The following is a 16,836-nucleotide window of genomic DNA, read 5'->3' on the forward strand; positions in this document are numbered from 1 at the left end:
ATCCTTCGAATCAAAGATCTTTCCGCACAAAAATCCGCAGAGAAATGATATATGAACAGCTAAGCAAGAATATATAAGCCAGCCCTAGGATTATAAAGGGAATGACCGTACCTTTCACTCCAAAACTTAGCCATCTGTTCACATCAGGTATCCACTGGATCAAAAAGCTAAACACGTTCGGGCCAAACATAACAATCATCATAAAAACAAGATTAACCACTTGTGCCCCCTTTGCCCCTAACCAGTAATGAATCGGTAAATAAAGCATCGCAAGGAGAGGGAAAATGGATATCGTAATACCAACCTCTTGCCAAAAATGAGGGGTTACGGCTTTACCTGTCACAACAATCAGGAGATAGGTAAAGGCCGTTGCTGCCAGCCCGACAAGAGCAAACGGAAGGATCGAAAAATATTTGGCACGGACAAGCTCTTGTCTCCGTACAGGGAGATTAACGAGAAACCGTTGCGTCATCTGCTGAGTATCCATTGAACAGGAGCTTATCAATAACAGCATAGGTGGCATTACCGTAAATAAACTGAAGCTATGATAGTTTGAGTATGCTATGAAAATAAAGAAAGGGATTAGCAGCATCAGAAATTTACGCAGAAGAATGAAGTCTTTTTGAATTAAAAAAAATGATTTATACACTTTACGTCCTCCTTAGCTTATAACTCTTCCTTACTAAACAATCGTAGTGAAATTCTATACGAGCAGTACAATATAGATAGATAAACAATCCCTGTCAAACCAACCGGCACCAGATGATCTTGCAGCTTTAAATGGGTAATCGTTAAGAAAAAGGATGAATTTGAGAGTGAAGATCCAGTGTTTAGGGTGGTTATCGTTATTACTACATTAAAAAGGATATTGAAGTAATAGTTTTTGGAACCAAGCCAATAATGAATCGGCAGATAAATAGACGCAGTCAAAGGAATCATCAGTAATGTTAAAGATACCCCTATCCAATAAAACGGGCTTATGGAATATCCAAATGAAAAGGAAATTAGTAACAAAGCTAAAGAGCAAACCAAACCGATGAAACAATAAGGAACAAGTGATAAGTATTTAGCCAAGATAATCTCTTGCCGTCTTACTGGCAACCCTATAACAAACTTTGTGTTGTTATTCAATGCATCCATAGAACAGGAGTATACGAGCAACAGTAAAGATTGAAATGTAGCAAACATGCTGGAGTTATCCAGTTGAACATATGCAATAAACAAGATACTCAAGAGAAATATAGGGATAAAATTCCGCAGTAGGATAAAATCTTTTCGAATCAGCAAAAAGAGGTTAAACATACAAAGCGTTTCCCTTTACCGTAAAATACATGATTTCTTCCAGGGTAGGTGTTTCGCATATGGCATGATCTCTAAAGAAGTGTTCCCCCTCAGAGCGATTGTTCAGAAGCCCCTCGAAACCAACTTCCGTCTCTCTAAGCCCGATGAACCATTTTCGCACATCCCGATCAAGCAACTCTTTGTTGCCTTTAACCATCATATATTTGTTGGCTAGTGATTCCTTCATTTCATTAAATACTAAGCGCCCTTCGTTCACAAAAACAATATAGTCCGCGATCCGATCCAAATCAGTCGTATTATGCGTTGAAAAAAGAATAGACTTCTTTTCATCCTGGATATGCTCACTAAGCAAATCAAGCAACTCTCTTCGGAATATAGGATCAAGTCCTGCAGTAGGTTCATCCATAATGAGCAGATCTGCACCATGTGATAAGGCAATGGCGAGTGAATACTTCATTTTCATTCCTTTGGAGAGCTCCTTAATCTTTTTCCGCGGGGAAAGCTTGAACATCTCTATGTATTTCCTATACGTTTCTTGATCCCAACGACTATAAAAAGGAGCAATAATCTTACTCATCTGATCGATGGTTAATTGATCGTAAAAGTAATTCTCATCGGAGACATAGCCAATCCGATCCTTATTCTCTGCTTCATGAATAGACATCTCTTGGTCAAAAATCTTGACGCTGCCGCGATCAGGAAACACCATCCCCATCATCATTTTAATTATTGTTGTTTTCCCTGCCCCATTCGGCCCAATTAGCCCCGTGATATACCCTTCTTTGATACCGAACGTAAGTTCGCATAGGCTAAAATGGCCATATTTTTTAGAAATTTGGTCCAATTGAATGACTTCTTTCATTCTGTCTCCTCCTCATAAAGCAATTTCAACATCTCACTAAACTCAGCAAAATTAATCCCCAGCATTTTACTCTCGTCGATAATCTCCTTCATTTTTTGCTCCATAATCCGTAGCCGTTGTTCCCGAATAAACTCCTGATCTGCACCAGAAACAAAGGAACCTTTCCCCACAATTGAATTGATAAGCCCTTCTCTCTCCAGTTCTTCATAGGCTCGTTTCGTTGTAATTACGCTAATCTGCAGCTCTTTGGCTAATAGCCGGATAGAAGGTAATGGGGTACCAGACACTAATTCTCCTTGCAGAATCATCTGGCGGATCTGGCTGACAATCTGTGCATAGATGGGTTCACCGGAAGTGTTGGATATCAATATGTTCATGGAATCGTGCCCTCACTCCTAGTTTATGTGTTATCAATGTATATATGTAATATATACACTATACTCAATGTTGTCAATTACCTTTCTTGTATCGGCAAAAAAGCTGATTCCTAGGATCTAAGAACCAGCTTACATAGTTATCAGATATTTTCTTCATCACAATAATCCAGCACTTTTTAAAAAACGGCTAACAATATCTATCTGATAGCGAATCCGTAGGTCACGATCAAGGCTCCAGCAGGTTTCCACAGTAAATGCTTTAGCTCCTAATATACGGGTAACGGCTGCCCTTGAGGAGCCGGGGCGCTCCCGTAAACGGATATTAAAATGATAAGCGGTTTTGGGAATCGTTCGATTAATGCCTTTGATGACACGTTTTGCTGTACCTATTCCTCGGCTTCCCGGAGTGACGATGATCGACTGGCCAAGTCGCTTAGGATTTTTTTGTGACAACCCATTTGCTTCATGAAGGTCCAGAAACCAGGTGGGACGATATCTTAGTACTAGCTGTAGCAAAGCTGAAGCTAATGGATGTCTTGCCGCTGTTTTGCTAGAACGTGGAAAGGTGCGATTTAAATCAGGTACACCTCTGATCCGTTTGCGGTAAGCTTTTTGATTCAATAGAGGAACTACAATGATCGTGCCCCGGTGTATATACAACCTTCTCTGGTTAAAACGTTCTACAATGATCTGTGCGGCACGAATACTTCCTGTCTCATTCCCATGTATCCCCGACACCACCATAAAGACAGGACCAGGAAGCTCACCTCTAATCACATAATAAGGGGTAGCATAAGCTGTGGACGATGCTAAGGTATAGCTTTCAACGATCATAAAGGATCACCTCCACATTTAGATAATCCATATATGTGTATTCCGATATACCCCAGTTGTCCTAGACAGATAAGCAAGAAGAAATGACGTTGTCTTTTTTAAAGATAACATTCGTTTTTCGTAGAAATACAATCAAAAAAAGCCTGATTTCTCAGGCTTCCTTAGTCCTAACTAGTTAATTTATTTATACGCTGGGAGCCAGTCTCCATGGGCTGTGATCAGCTCGTCGCACATATTTGTAATGTCATCCATCGACAATTCAGCTGCTGTATGTGGATCGAGCATTGCGGCGTGATAGATATGCTCTTTCTTATGGGTAATCGCTGCTTCGATCGTTAACAATTGTGTATTAATGTTTGTACGATTCAGTGCGGCGCACTGTGGAGGCAGATCTCCCACGTAGGTCGGAGTTACTCCGCTTCTATCTACTAAACAAGGGACCTCTACACATGCTTCATTTGGCAAATTGGTGATAAGACCTGTGTTCATAACATTGCCACCTATTTTGAAAGGCACATTAGTTTCGATGGCTTCCATGATATAAGACGCATATTCATGCGAACGTTCATGTTTAAGTTCTTTGTTATTAACCAATTCTTCCCGCATTTGTTGCCAACGTTCAATTTGATCTACACAGCGGCGTGGATACTCGTCGAGTGGAATTTGAAACCGTTCGATAAGCTCAGGGTAATTACGTTTGATAAAATAAGGATGATACTCTGCGTTATGTTCCGAAGATTCCGTAATGTAGTAACCAAATTTAAGCATCATTTCATAACGGACCATGTCTCCGTGATGTTCTTTTTGCTTCTCAGCTGCACGGCGTTTAATTTCCGGATACAAATCCTCGCCGTCTTTAGTAACCTCCAATAACCAAGCCATATGGTTAATCCCAGCGATCTTAGCCTGAACACCTGTCTGATCCATACCCAGATGCTCGAACAAGCCCGGAATACAATGCTGCACACTATGACATAATCCCACCGTCTTTACACCGCCATAGGTATTCATCACATTGGTCAGAACTGCCATAGGATTCGTATAGTTCATAAAGAGTGCGTCCGGACAAACCTCCCGTACATCCGCAGCAAAGTCCAGCATCACTGGAATAGTACGCAGGTTACGGAATATCCCACCTATGCCAACTGTGTCCGCAATCGTTTGCCGCAAGCCATATTTCTTCGGAATTTCAAAATCTGTGATGGTGCAAGGATCGTAACCTCCCACTTGGATTGCATTAATGACATATTTAGCTCCACGCAAAGCTTCTTTACGATCCGTATAGGATTTCACAACACAAGTGCTGCCGCTGCTCTCTTTTATATTATTAAGCATATTCTCGGAATCTTTAAGGCGTTGCAGATCAATATCATACAGGGCAAGTTCAAACCCTTGCAGGGCTGGCGTTCTCATACAATCTCCCAACACGTTTTTGGCGAATACGGTGCTACCCGCTCCGATAAATGTAATTTTAGACATATGAAATATTCCTCCTTATAGGTGAGGTGAACGGTGTTAACATCGCAGTTTTATGGAGTAGAGTAAACTATAATTCCCTTATAAACACTAGGATGTTAGATCATAACCGTCTGCTCTCTTCACTAATCACTATAAATGAGAGCGGTCCCAATGAGTATGGAGAAATACAAGAGAAATATGGACGTTTGTTGCATTTGTATATTCAATCCTATACTCTAAATGTATTATAAAAGCAATCTTGGGGAGGTCCTAAGTGAATGGCTTCAGAGCATTATCATTTTACAGCAGGGTTTAATCTGGCTCCCGATGATCATGACCTATCTGTATTATTCAGCGGAGAAGGCAAGCCTGTTCCTGGCCATAAAATGGGCCCCTCTGTTCATGATTACTATCTCATTCATACAGTAATTGATGGTAAAGGTGTTTTTCAAAGTGGCAGTAATTCACAGGGATGTAGTAAGGGGGATACCTTTGTAATTTTTCCGGGTGCGTTATTTAGCTATCAGGCAGACATGGATCGTCCGTGGACATATGTATGGGTGGCCTTACAAGGGGAAGCGGTTGAACAGCTACTACACGAAGTGGGAATTACAAGGGACAAGCCAATAATCCACTTAGATAACCTAATAGAGATACATAAAATATATGAACATATTCGTTTATCCTTTCAGCAATCTGCTTATCCTCGACTGGAGAGCTTAGAAGCTTCGGGTTGGCTGCGGCTGCTAGTGCACAAATTCGGTGTTGCGAACATAAGTTCGCTTTCCTCTCAATCGATAGAATTACCGGATGTTATCGACCGCCAGATCGATCAAGCGATCCGTTGGATTTCTCTGCAGTTTCATCAACAGATCAGTATCGACCATATGGCATCGTCTCTAGGCTATCATAGAGCGCATCTCTCTAAAGTCTTTAAACAAAAGATCGGCATGTCTCCCAAACAATATTTATTAAAGGTTCGGATGGATAAAGCAAAAAAACTGCTAGGAGGAACGCTGACCATCGACCAGATCTCCTCTTCGGTCGGTTTCAATGACGCGTTATACTTCTCCAAGCAGTTCCGTAAGTGGAGCGGCATGTCTCCCAGTGAATTTCGAAATCATCTTCGAACGGGCAAGTGATTGATATTACTTACGTTTCTTTCATGGCTTTAGATAAAATAGAGGTAACAAACGTTGTCTTTCCTTCACAATAAGCATCAATGTCATAACGATGTTGTTCTGCCAGGCGCTGCTTGACCTCTGCATACGCTTGACGCGCTGCTGTATTCGATCGCAGATAGTCTCTGAAAGCGATATGCTCCAAGTAGCCTTTTCCATCCTTAGGGCAAACATACAGATGATATTTCATAAACCCGTCATCCTGAAGTCTTTGAAAAGCTTCTCTGCCCTCTATTCCCAAGTTCCCTTGGTGTTCATAACCACGCTGTTGTAAACGTTCGATGATTTGTGGGAGTACATCGTAGCTTTCCATCACAAGATCTAGGTCGATGATAGGTTTAGCAGCCAGCCCTTCAATGGAAGTACTGCCCACATGCTCGATAGAAATAATAAGATCTCCGACATAAGATAAGAGCTGTTCTTTTAATCTATTGAATTCTGCCTTCCACTCTGGGTTATACGGGACAACCTCTATAACTTTCGTCTTCTCAGCGATGATCAAACACCTCCCGGGTATAATAAAAGGTAATGTAATACGTTTCTAGCTAATCTCCGGTATATCCTCTTTCTCGATCACTCTATAGACTATCCATATGCATAGAGCGGCTACAACAAGCGTTCCCCCCATTAAGCAGACGCCACTCCAGCCCCAATGCTGCCATGCAAAACTTCCCAGCGTGGATCCAATCGCTCCACCTGTAAAAGTGCTGACCATAAAAACAGTATTTATACGACTGCGAGCCGCTGGTTCAAGTGCATATATCCGTGTTTGGTTACTGACCTGTGATCCCTGTACCCCAAGATCCAGAATAATAACTCCTGCAATCAAACTCCAGATTGTAAATCCGGCTAAACCAAAAAATCCGTAAGCAATCAATGTAATTAACAGTAAGATTCCTACAATCTTTTTGGGAGCAATTCTGTCTGCTAACCTCCCGATAAATGGAGCACCAGCAGCACCTGCTACACCAATAAGACCAAACAATCCTGTGATTGAGCTACTGTAGTGATAAGGTTCTCCTTCCAGAAAGAAAGCTAGAGAAGTCCAGAACACACTGAAGCCGCCAAACATGCAAGCCCCAATTAAAGATGACTCACGAAGCGTCGAATATCTGCGAATCAGTTGCCCCATTGATTTCAGCAGATCGGAGTACGAAGAATTATTGTCTGGTTTCGTTGCCGGGATTAGCCGATAAAGAATAAGGGATAGCAATAACATAACTACTGCGGCAATCCAGTACATCGCTCTCCAGCCGAACATATCCCCTATAATTCCGGATATTGTTCTTGCTAGCAGAATACCAAAAAACAATCCGCTCATTACTGTACCTATAACCTTCCCCCGCTCCTCCGGTAAAGCTAACTCAGCCGAGAGAGGAATGATGACCTGCGGCACCACCGTAGTTATGCCGATAGCAAAGCTGGCGATATACATCCAAGTGAGGTTTTGTGCGGTAGCGAAACCAATTAGGGACAGTGATACAGCAATAAGAAGTCCGGATATCAGTGTTCTGCGTTCACGAATGTCACCTAGTGGAACAAAAAATAACATTCCCAGCGCGTAGCCGATTTGAGTAAGCATCGATACATATCCCACTGAGTTAGAGGAAGCATTAAAGGTGCGTCCTATCTCAGCTAGGAGCGGCTGATTATAATACATATTTGCCACGCTTAGTCCTGATGCAATGGCTAGAATTAGGATGAATTGCTTAGATAGACCTTCTCCTACACGAACAGCAGCGCCTGTGATAGATTGTGTCATGAAATTATGTGCCTCCGTTCACGTATGCTGCTTCAAACAGCGAGCTTTATTTTCCCTAATATATTATATCAGTCACTGTCAACCTTCTTTTTTCAATAGATTAATGATTAGTAAAAGCAAAAATATAAATATCTGCATAAGTACAATTTATAGTAAAATATATAAATCTGAGCTAGGAGTGGATGGGTGTGCACCAGAACGAACAAATCATAAACAAACTACAAAAGAACCCCTTAAAGAATGTAAGCTTGTTAAAAATGTTAACCTCCTTCCACGAAGTCATGGAAACACATCTAGTTGAGCATGGTGATCAGTGGGGTATTGTATTACTTCTTCCAGCCACAGCATACGCATATGATCATAGGGTATATCCTCAAGCGGATTACATCGTATTTTTGGATTACAGCTGCCCCGATATATTTCCAGCATTACTAACGCTGCTCCCCACAGAGGCGAAGCTTGTTTTTAAACTGCAGGATGTGAAGTACCAAGAGGCACTGTCTGCGCATTTTTCTTTAGAAAAAGTTCGGGGGTTTTTCTCTTACAGCACAACTGAGGGGTTAAGGTATGTTAAGGACAAAGAGGTAACAATCAATCATTCATTTGACGACAGACTACTTCCACTTTGGGCTGCTAACCATTACAATAAGGAAGAAATTGAGGAATATTTCCAAAAAGGAGCGTTTTCCGTTTCAATCTTTCAGGGCGACAATCCGGTTAGTACCTGCCTAGCGTTCCGCAATGAAGAGCAGATTTGGGAAATCGGCGCTGTACATACTTTAGAAGCATTTCAAAGATACGGATACGCGAAAATGGTAGTTCGCACAGCCATACAAGAAACGTTAGAACGAGGCTTTATTCCACGCTATCACGTCCTTGAAAGAAATCAAGCGTCCATTCGTCTAGCTGAATCTATTGGACTTGTCCCTTGTGTGCAGCTAGAGCACTGGATTAACTACATTCAATAACAATTTCTATTGGAGGTGATTTTAATGAGCTATCCACCAAACGACAATTTGAACTATTATCAGCCTCCACCCCCTCCGGCACCAACGAATGGCAAATCAATCGCTGGTTTTGTCTTGGGAATCCTCTCCATTGTTGTGCCTTATATTGGTTTTCTGTTAGGAATTATTGCGATTATTCTATCCGCCTTATCGCTGAAGGAAATCCGTAATCGTTATGAACAAGGCAAAGGCTTAGCGATTGCAGGTCTGGTATGTGGAATTGTGGGCACGCTGATGTACGCAATTATTATATTATTCGTCGTTGTGTTTGTTTTTGCAGCTTCTACTTACTAACCACGAAAAGGATCTCAATAGCCATCATCGGCTGCTGAGATCCTTTTTGAGTTAACACGTTTATCAAGTGAACCCTTCATTCAGTCGTGGAACCAAAATCGGTGATTTTAAGCTTTACATCAAAGGTTAATGGCATCCGAATAAATTCCTCGTCCCAATGATCCTTGACCTTTTTCCAAACCTGCGGTTTTTCTATGCTGAACCAATTTCCGAACCCTGCCACATCTACTTTATAGGTGGAATGCATTTTGTGAATAAGAGCATTAATTTTTTCGGTCAATCTCTCCTCGAATATCTTCTCCAATTCTTTGAAATAGGCAACTTCCGCGGAATGCTCATTATCATCCCAATGCTCAATAAGACGTCCATCAGACTCAATCGCAACATGAAAGGAAAACTTCTCATCAGCAGTCTCCTTCAGTGTAATCTTGCTCTTGACTGATTTAATCTCATAAGTAATTGCTTCGTTTGACTGATCATATGTTTTGATGCTCCCGCCTTTAACATCGCCTTTGATCCAGGCAATACTCTCCACATCCTGTTGGTTCAGATTGCCGATCCAATATCCTGTGTCTCCCTTGATAATACCGGCACCGGAAAACTCCACCTCACCATTTGCCTCAATAACGTTCTGCAAAACAAAGCTTTGCTTCGAATACATCAATGCATCTAGATTCGACAATGTTATGCCCTTCATAACTTTACTAGTCCTGAAGTGGTTATGGACCATGTCCTCCAGACGAAAAGAAGGAACCTCCTCTGCTGTCGTGTTTAGCGTATCAGACGCACGTCCTTGGCTAAGAAAGATGAGGCAGCTAGGGCGAATATCGTTATCACGCAACAGAAAGTCCATTAGCCGTCGGATTTTCTCCTCTTGTATCAATTTCTCGGATATGACAACAACCTTGAGGTGATGGCCTATAATCGGACGGTTCTTGCGGATCGAAATCTGGCGGAATACTTCAAGCAGGGAATCTCCAGACTCTGAAATATTATGGAAATGAGTTTTGGGTGTTTCACCTTCTTTGCCGGAGTTTCCAATTACATTTTCAGGCACAATTTGTACCGTAGCCGTCAATTTATTATGCTTAAGGTAACTTCCTCCGAGTTCCTCAAATTTCTTTTCGACTGTTTGAGGTTCCCCCTTGTCAAGCGCCAATCCCGTATAAACACTCAAGTCTTCAATTTCCTTACTGCTCCAGCAGCCGGACTGCGTAAGCAGAATCATAAATACCAATAGTAAGCGAATAACCTGCTGTCTAAACATTCTGCTTGAGTCCTTTCTTCCTAATGATTAATACAATCGACAATAACAGTGGCAGCAATATAAAGATCAGCACACCCATATAGCCAATCGCATCACCAAGACTGAAGACATCATTGATGCGTTGAGGGATCATCGTGCAGATGAAGATGATGGGCATTAAAGCGAACATAACCGGATGGATCTTTAGGTGAAACACCTGGGAGATTCCGAGTGACGCATTAAAGAAAAAGCTGCAAAAATTGCAGAACATCTGCATCAGCCAGATAACCAGCAACGGAAATTCAAATCGTTCAAAAAAGAACCCTGAAATTTCAAAGCTCCGCACCAAATCTATCGTCGGCCAGGTGCTGGAGATTACAGAATTAATAGATAAGCCGCCGATAACCATTACAACAGTAACCAAATATAATACAAATGGTATGCTTAAACCAACCAACATTCCCTTGACTGCTTGCTGTGGATGCTCCATAAAGGCCGTCATTGTCATCACAACCTCACAACCGGTAAAGATCAGGATGCTCGACTTCATGCCTCGGATCACCGGGATCATACCTTCACTCAGAAAAGGACGCAAATGCTGGATATCAAATATTCTGGTACTTAAGATATAACAAATTATCAGGATAAAAATACTGATCGGAAATACAATCTGAAACACGCGGGCCATGGAATTAATCCCACCATACACCAAATAAGTGCCCACCCAGATGAACGGCATCACAATCGCCCAGATCGGTGTCCCTTCCAGAAGAAAAAACAATGTTACTTCCGCCAAAACGCGGATTTCGAAACCCGCTATCACAATAAAGTACAGAATCAATATTGTACTCATTACACTGCCTGGAATATTCCCAACAATTCTTTTAGAATACTGAAAGACAGTCTTCCCTGGAAATTGCTGGCTAAGCTTCACCATAACCAATATCACCAAAGATACGGTGATACCTCCCAGCACTACTGAAATCCAGGCATCGGGAGTCTGTACAGCCTTAACAACATTTCTGGGCAAAGTCAAAATTCCCGCACCTAGCATTGAATTGGTCAAGATTATGGAAGCCTGCGAGGTTGTGATCTTGTCATCAGTTCGTTTGAACACTGTGGTCTCCCCTCTGCTCCTGCTAAGAATACATTCTCTAGGACCTGCGCTTTTTCTTCTGGGTCTTCAGCATCTCCGGTCTTCGCTTCATGATTGATAACGGTGCACGGACGAACAAATCCTTCCAGTCACTTAACCGGAAAGGGGAAATAGGAGTGACGTAAGGAACTCCAAAGCTTGAAAGCCGAGTCAGATGACTGCAAATAAGCAGGAAGAAAAGGATGGTTCCGAACATGCCCAGGACCGCCGCAAATAACATGCCTGCGAATCGTAAGATCCGGAGAGTAATCCCCGCACTGTACATCGGTATGGAAAACGAAGAGATCGCTGTCACGGCTACAACAATTACCAGAAACGGACTCACAATACCAGCCTGTACCGCGGCATCTCCAATGATCAGACCTCCGACAATCCCCATTGCCGGACCTATGGGCTTCGGCAGCCGGATTCCAGCTTCACGCAAGATTTCAATGGAAATTTCCAGAATCAACACTTCAATTAATGCAGGAAAGGGTACACCTTGGCGTGTTTCGATAATGGAGATCGCCAGTTGTGTAGGAATCAGTCCCGGATGAAAGGAGATAAAGGAAATATACAGCGCCGGAGCCAACAGAGCCAGAAATGATGCGCAAAACCGGAGTATCCGCAAAAGTGTACCCGGAATCCAGCGCTCATAATAATCCTCAGGAGACTGCAAAAGCATACTGAACGTCACTGGAACAACGAGTGCAAACGGTGTGCCATCCAGCAAAATAGCGACTCTTCCCTCTAACAAGGAAGCAATTACCCGATCGGGTCTTTCCGTATTCTGTGTCTGCTGAAACGGGCTTAAATAATCATCCTCGATCAACTGTTCCACATAGCCGGATTCCAGAATAAAGTCCATATCAATTTTGGAGATACGTTCCTTCACTTCCTGGAGCAGATCAGGATTTACAATGTTTTTCATATAAGCGATAACCAGGTTCTTCTTGATTTCGCTGCCTACTTCAACCATTTTCATTTCCAGATTCTTATTAAGCCCTTGGCGCCGCAGCATAGAGGTATTCTCACTGAGCACCTCGGTAAAGCCAATCCGAGGCCCCCGCAGCAAAGCCTCTGAGGTCGGCTCAGTAATCGAGCGCACTGCTCCATGCGGAGAACCCACCAGCAACATCTCACACATGCCTTCGACAATCAGCGCAGTGTATCCGAATAGGACAAACTCCTGCAGCTGGTCTAAATCCTTGGCTTCACTGAGCTGAGCTAGCGGGAGCATATTCTGTTTCAAGTAGTTGTATATTCCTTCTGAAGCTTGCGTTTCGCCGGCAAACATCAAATTCTGCAGCACCTGCTGATTGATCAGTTCTTCGTGCTGCATCCCCTCTACATAGACTAATGCGGCACGTGCCTGAATACCTTTAACTGAGAATTCACGAAAATGTACATCACTGTTCTCCCCCAATGCCGTTTTTATCGCTGTCAGATCGGCATCATAGTCCTGAGTAAAAGCAGTAGACACAGGAGGCTGCGGATTTACTTCCCGATTGTCATTCTTCTTCAGTTCCGCATCCTGTGATTTGGCCTCTGTTTCCTTAGAGCGTCCGCTTCCAACATAAAAATACAAATGCCTGTAAAGATAAAAAATCCCTACGGGAAAGAGCAGCGTAATCGCCGCCTGCATAAAAATTGTCCAGTCCGGAATATAAGAGACTATTTTAGGCCACATCGCAATCATCCTCTATAGGAATCTGTTAGTACTATTCTCCTTCCACCCTATTCTTATGCAACATTTGAAACTTAAGGAAAGTTCATATATCACCATGGATCCGGACATAACAAAACGCCCGCTTATGCGGGCGTCTGCAATTTAGAGTATTTTCGATGTTTACTGCCCAAGGTTAATTAGGTTACTGCCACTGCTTTAAAACTTCAATCAAACCCGGGACATCTAATCCATCCAAGGAAAAAGCTTTGCGCAGCAGCTCATGCGGGATGAACTCATCGTATTTTCCGAGGTAGGGTGCTTCATCTGGTGATAACAATGATAATGGATCTGTGGCAGCCATACTTTCGGCAATGATCTCTGCTTCCAGCGTTTCTGCATCAGTTTTACCCGCAACAACCATATAATAAGGTTCCATCGGAACGATAGAACGCAGTCCCAGAGGGCTCTTCAGATTGTTCTTCAGAAGGCGCTCCAGCGTGCGGAATTGTCGACTGCCCGCCCAGGGCAGAATGAACATAGAATCTCCACCCGCCGGCATAACGGATCGCACAAGCATTCCGCTTTCCTTCGCTAAACGACGAGCTCGTTCGAGCCGCGCAGCGGCACTCGGAGCTAAATACGGATACAATGAAGTGGCTCCTAAGATTTCACGGATCTTGTTCATGATGCGTGTATGTACATCCCCACCCGCACCAAGCCACAACGTATCTACTTTGCCGCGTGAGGTTTTCACATAAACGGCTTTATGGCGATTATCCACCTCTTCTACCTTCCAAAGCTTACCTGCCAGAGTAAAACAGTAGCCTGGTGGTGGAACCGTTGTGATCGATCCGATTTCCTCAGTTCCGTTATAGACCACATGCTCTTCATCATCTTTGAAGACCGCGTAGAAGCGGAAGTTATTCACGATCTTCTCTCCCGCCATCCCGATGATCAAGCTGCCTTCGTCCATCTTCTCAATTTGTCCCATGCCTAACATATAGGTCATGAAAATATCATAATCAGTAGGATCTATGGTTTTAAACGAAGGCAAACTCAGAACCGCTTCTTTTAAATCATCCGGTTCGGCCTCACCCATACTTTTCAAAATGCTCATCGTCTGATGGTATAGCAGTCCAACTGGCAGCTGACGCACGACCAGGGGTTCAACCCATTTCTCGCGCACATATAGCTCAATAACCGCTATCGCTCGAAGCAGTGTCCACGGCATCCGCGCCGGAAGCTGAGCTTCCTCGTCCTCTTCCTCGGGCGTGACAAAGATCATCTCGGATGCAGCGTCTCCACGCCTGCCCGAGCGGCCTAACCGCTGCACAAAGCTAGCACAGCTATAGGGAGCGCCGACCTGTAGCACTCGCTCCAGCTCGCCCAGATCAATGCCCAGCTCCAGCGTCAACGTCGCTGCGGCAACAGCCGGTCCGGTGCCTTGCCGCAGCGCGGCTTCCGTCTCTTCACGCAGCATCGCGGAGATGCTGCCATGGTGAACGTGAAACACATCCCGTTCACCACGCTTCGCGGCCGTTCTCCGCATCTCTAGGGTCGCCGTCTCCGCATCTGAGCGGCTGTTGGTGAAGATCAACGCCTTCTTCAGATGCGTATGATCATAAATAAAATCGTAATAAGACTGCTTCGCACGTTCTAAATGCTCCGCCTGCACCTCATCCCGTGCATCCGGGAAAGAGAAATGCTCCACACTTAACCTGAGCTTACGCCCGCCTTGTGGAGCGGACACTTCAACGCTCTCCCGTGTGCCTGCCGCTAGCCACTCCGTGACAGAAGCGTAGTCGCTCAGCGTAGCAGATAGACCGATTCTGCGAGGATGGCATCCCGCCATTCGTGAAATTCTCGCCAGCTGGCTTAACACCTGGATCCCCCGGTCAGCTCCCATAAAGGCATGCACCTCGTCAATGACAATAAAACGTAGATCATGGAACAACGCTGGAATAGCATTCGGGCGGTTCATCAACAATCCTTCAAGCGATTCAGGGGTGATTTGCAGCACGCCTGAAGGATTCTGCACCAGTTTTGTTTTATCAGCTTGTGGTACATCTCCATGCCAGTGCCACACCGGAATGTTGCCTTCGCGAAGCAAATCATTCAAACGTGTAAATTGATCGTTGATCAAAGCTTTCAAAGGGGCGATATACAAAATGCCAACCGAACCGGAAGGACGTTCATACAGCTCAGTAAGCGCAGGGAAAAAAGCTGCCTCTGTCTTACCTGAAGCGGTACCTGAGGCAATCAGCAGATGATGCGGGGTATCAAAAAGCACACGGCAGGCATCCACCTGTGCCTCACGCAAAGTCTCCCAGCGGTTCTTATAAATAAACTCTTTAATGAAGGGTGCCAGCCTATAGAACGGATTATCACTCATAATTCAAACTCCGCTAAGAACCCATCCAGTTCATTTTGCTCGGTCTCAGCTGGCTTAGCTGTTTTTTCGCCCACTAGCTGTTCAAAAGTAATCTCCGGATGCTGGTGGAGCGTATGCAGCAGATCCATGAAATCACGAACTACCTCCCGTGGAGTCAAGAGTTCCTCAGCCCCTAATCTTCCAACCGCTTCCTCCATAAAATGAACCAATTGTTCCTGTGATAAACGCGCTTCATAACCATAATGTAGGGCGTGAATCCCTTTAAGCTTTTGCAGCAGTACCAGAATTTCCTCGTGTGATAACATGTCCAGTGCAATGATAGGTCCAGTATAATTGTTCAGACCCGCCGCCCCGTACCGGCCTGCAACCAATCTCGATCGCAGTGCCTCATAACTAAATAATCCGCGCCGTCCATCTTCCACAAATTGCGGTGTTCCCCCTATAAAAATCCCAAGGTTCTCTGCCTTCCCCTGCATCGTATCATTGAACATGGTAAGCAGCTTTTCATAGTTGCTCTGGCGGGAAATACTGTTCGTAATTTTATAGAGATTGACACCTTCATCAATAAACAGCAGCAGACCTTTATAGCCAATAGCCGCGGTAAATTCCGCCCAAAGCTTCATATAGTCATACCAATTATCATCATCAATAATCACGCCAACTCCAAGCGCTTTGCGGGCTTCTGTCCGAGTTGCAAATTCTCCACGCAACCAGCGAAGCGAATCCTGTTTCTGGTCATCATCAGCCAGCTTGTGTGCATTCCAATAAGAGGCGAGTACTTTGGCAAAATCAAAACCATGTACCAAACCACGCATTTCAGAGGCTACAGCGTAAATTCGCTTCTCTACTTCTTCACCAAGCTGAGGGTGATCAGGTCCATATTCCTTCTCCTGCATCACGGACTGCTGTAGCGTAATAATCCATTTTTGCAGGATGATCTCCAACGCTCCACCATCTGGACGTGTGCGGGTCGATAAATGGCTCATTAGCTCCCGGTAAGTCGCTAGGCCTTGTCCTTTGGTTCCCACTAATCTGCGCTCAGGGGAGAGGTCAGCATCTGCTACTACAAAATCACGATCCATAGCGTAATTACGGATCATCTGAAGCAGAAAGCTTTTGCCGCTGCCGAATTTGCCTGTAATCAGCTTAAAAGCTGCCCCACCCTCTGCAATGTTCTCCATATCTCTTAATATGGCTTCAATCTCCGGCCGGCGGCCAACGGCTATATGCTCTAGTCCGATACGCGGAACAACACCAGCCGTCAACGAATTGACTAGCGCAGTTGTCATTCGTTTAGGTATTTTTAATTCACTCATC

Annotated in this window: 16 protein-coding genes; 3 read left to right on the forward strand and 13 right to left on the reverse strand. The window is 44.0% G+C overall.

Translation table 11 applies throughout. The features are described from left to right. Positions 1-10: 10 nt before the first annotated feature. The 6 genes from PODO_RS15635 to melA form a co-directional block, all read right to left on the reverse strand. Positions 11-649, reverse strand: a complete 639-nt coding sequence (locus PODO_RS15635) for an ABC-2 transporter permease (RefSeq protein ID WP_036676948.1) — start codon at positions 647-649, stop codon at positions 11-13. A 17-nt stretch (positions 650-666) separates the two neighbouring features. Next, a complete protein-coding gene (locus PODO_RS15640; protein ID WP_038571380.1) occupies positions 667-1,302 on the reverse strand; it encodes an ABC-2 transporter permease in 636 nt (211 codons plus the stop codon). After that, a complete protein-coding gene (locus tag PODO_RS15645) occupies positions 1,295-2,164 on the reverse strand; it encodes an ABC transporter ATP-binding protein (RefSeq protein ID WP_038571381.1) in 870 nt (289 codons plus the stop codon). The genes PODO_RS15640 and PODO_RS15645 overlap by 8 nt, the downstream gene beginning before the upstream one ends. Then, complete coding sequence (locus PODO_RS15650) at positions 2,161-2,541, reverse strand: GntR family transcriptional regulator (protein WP_036676940.1); 381 nt, start codon at positions 2,539-2,541, stop codon at positions 2,161-2,163. The genes PODO_RS15645 and PODO_RS15650 overlap by 4 nt, the downstream gene beginning before the upstream one ends. 156 nt (positions 2,542-2,697) lie before the next feature. Continuing rightward, the gene (locus PODO_RS15655; protein WP_038571386.1) at positions 2,698-3,375 is read right to left on the reverse strand and encodes a M99 family carboxypeptidase catalytic domain-containing protein; all 678 of its coding nucleotides are present in this window, start codon (positions 3,373-3,375) and stop codon (positions 2,698-2,700) included. 180 nt (positions 3,376-3,555) lie between these two features. Then, on the reverse strand, positions 3,556-4,854 hold the full coding sequence (melA, locus tag PODO_RS15660; protein WP_036676934.1) for an alpha-glucosidase/alpha-galactosidase: 1,299 nt from the start codon (positions 4,852-4,854) through the stop codon (positions 3,556-3,558). A 257-nt stretch (positions 4,855-5,111) separates the two neighbouring features. Between melA and PODO_RS15665 the strand changes: the two genes are divergently transcribed. Next, positions 5,112-5,975: an AraC family transcriptional regulator gene (locus PODO_RS15665; protein ID WP_038571388.1), complete on the forward strand. Its 864-nt coding sequence runs from the start codon at positions 5,112-5,114 to the stop codon at positions 5,973-5,975. A gap of 10 nt (positions 5,976-5,985) precedes the next feature. On the opposite strand, the gene PODO_RS15670 is transcribed toward PODO_RS15665, so the two are convergent. After that, positions 5,986-6,516, reverse strand: coding sequence for a GrpB family protein (locus PODO_RS15670; protein WP_235219390.1), 531 nt, complete (start codon positions 6,514-6,516; stop codon positions 5,986-5,988). A 39-nt stretch (positions 6,517-6,555) separates the two neighbouring features. After that, positions 6,556-7,776, reverse strand: a complete 1,221-nt coding sequence (locus PODO_RS15675; RefSeq protein ID WP_052097071.1) for an MFS transporter — start codon at positions 7,774-7,776, stop codon at positions 6,556-6,558. 281 nt (positions 7,777-8,057) lie between these two features. On the opposite strand from PODO_RS15675, the gene PODO_RS15680 reads away from it, so the two are divergent. Together PODO_RS15680 and PODO_RS15685 are read left to right on the forward strand one after the other, a co-directional pair. Beyond that, entirely contained in the window at positions 8,058-8,744 is a 687-nt protein-coding gene (locus PODO_RS15680) for a GNAT family N-acetyltransferase (protein ID WP_169744775.1), read from the forward strand. A 24-nt stretch (positions 8,745-8,768) separates the two neighbouring features. Next, positions 8,769-9,077, forward strand: coding sequence for a DUF4190 domain-containing protein (locus PODO_RS15685; RefSeq protein ID WP_036676925.1), 309 nt, complete (start codon positions 8,769-8,771; stop codon positions 9,075-9,077). A gap of 76 nt (positions 9,078-9,153) precedes the next feature. Here PODO_RS15685 and PODO_RS15690 read toward each other — a convergent pair whose 3' ends face one another. The 5 genes from PODO_RS15690 to PODO_RS15710 form a co-directional block, all read right to left on the reverse strand. Next, positions 9,154-10,344, reverse strand: coding sequence for a Ger(x)C family spore germination protein (locus PODO_RS15690; protein WP_036676923.1), 1,191 nt, complete (start codon positions 10,342-10,344; stop codon positions 9,154-9,156). Continuing rightward, a complete protein-coding gene (locus PODO_RS15695; protein ID WP_036676920.1) occupies positions 10,337-11,440 on the reverse strand; it encodes a GerAB/ArcD/ProY family transporter in 1,104 nt (367 codons plus the stop codon). Before PODO_RS15695 ends, PODO_RS15690 begins: the two co-directional genes overlap by 8 nt. 37 nt (positions 11,441-11,477) lie before the next feature. Next, positions 11,478-13,148 (reverse strand): spore germination protein, encoded by a 1,671-nt coding sequence (locus PODO_RS15700; protein WP_036677387.1) that lies wholly within the window; start codon positions 13,146-13,148, stop codon positions 11,478-11,480. Between the two features lie 181 nt (positions 13,149-13,329). Further along, positions 13,330-15,519 carry a DEAD/DEAH box helicase gene (locus PODO_RS15705; protein ID WP_036676919.1) on the reverse strand — a complete coding sequence of 730 codons (2,190 nt, stop codon included), beginning with the start codon at positions 15,517-15,519 and terminating at the stop codon, positions 13,330-13,332. Continuing rightward, complete coding sequence (locus tag PODO_RS15710; RefSeq protein ID WP_036676916.1) at positions 15,516-16,835, reverse strand: ATP-binding protein; 1,320 nt, start codon at positions 16,833-16,835, stop codon at positions 15,516-15,518. The genes PODO_RS15705 and PODO_RS15710 overlap by 4 nt, the downstream gene beginning before the upstream one ends. Position 16,836 lies beyond the last annotated feature (1 nt).

The organism is Paenibacillus odorifer (assembly GCF_000758725.1).
Classification (GTDB): Bacteria; Bacillota; Bacilli; order Paenibacillales; family Paenibacillaceae; genus Paenibacillus_AQ; species Paenibacillus_AQ odorifer.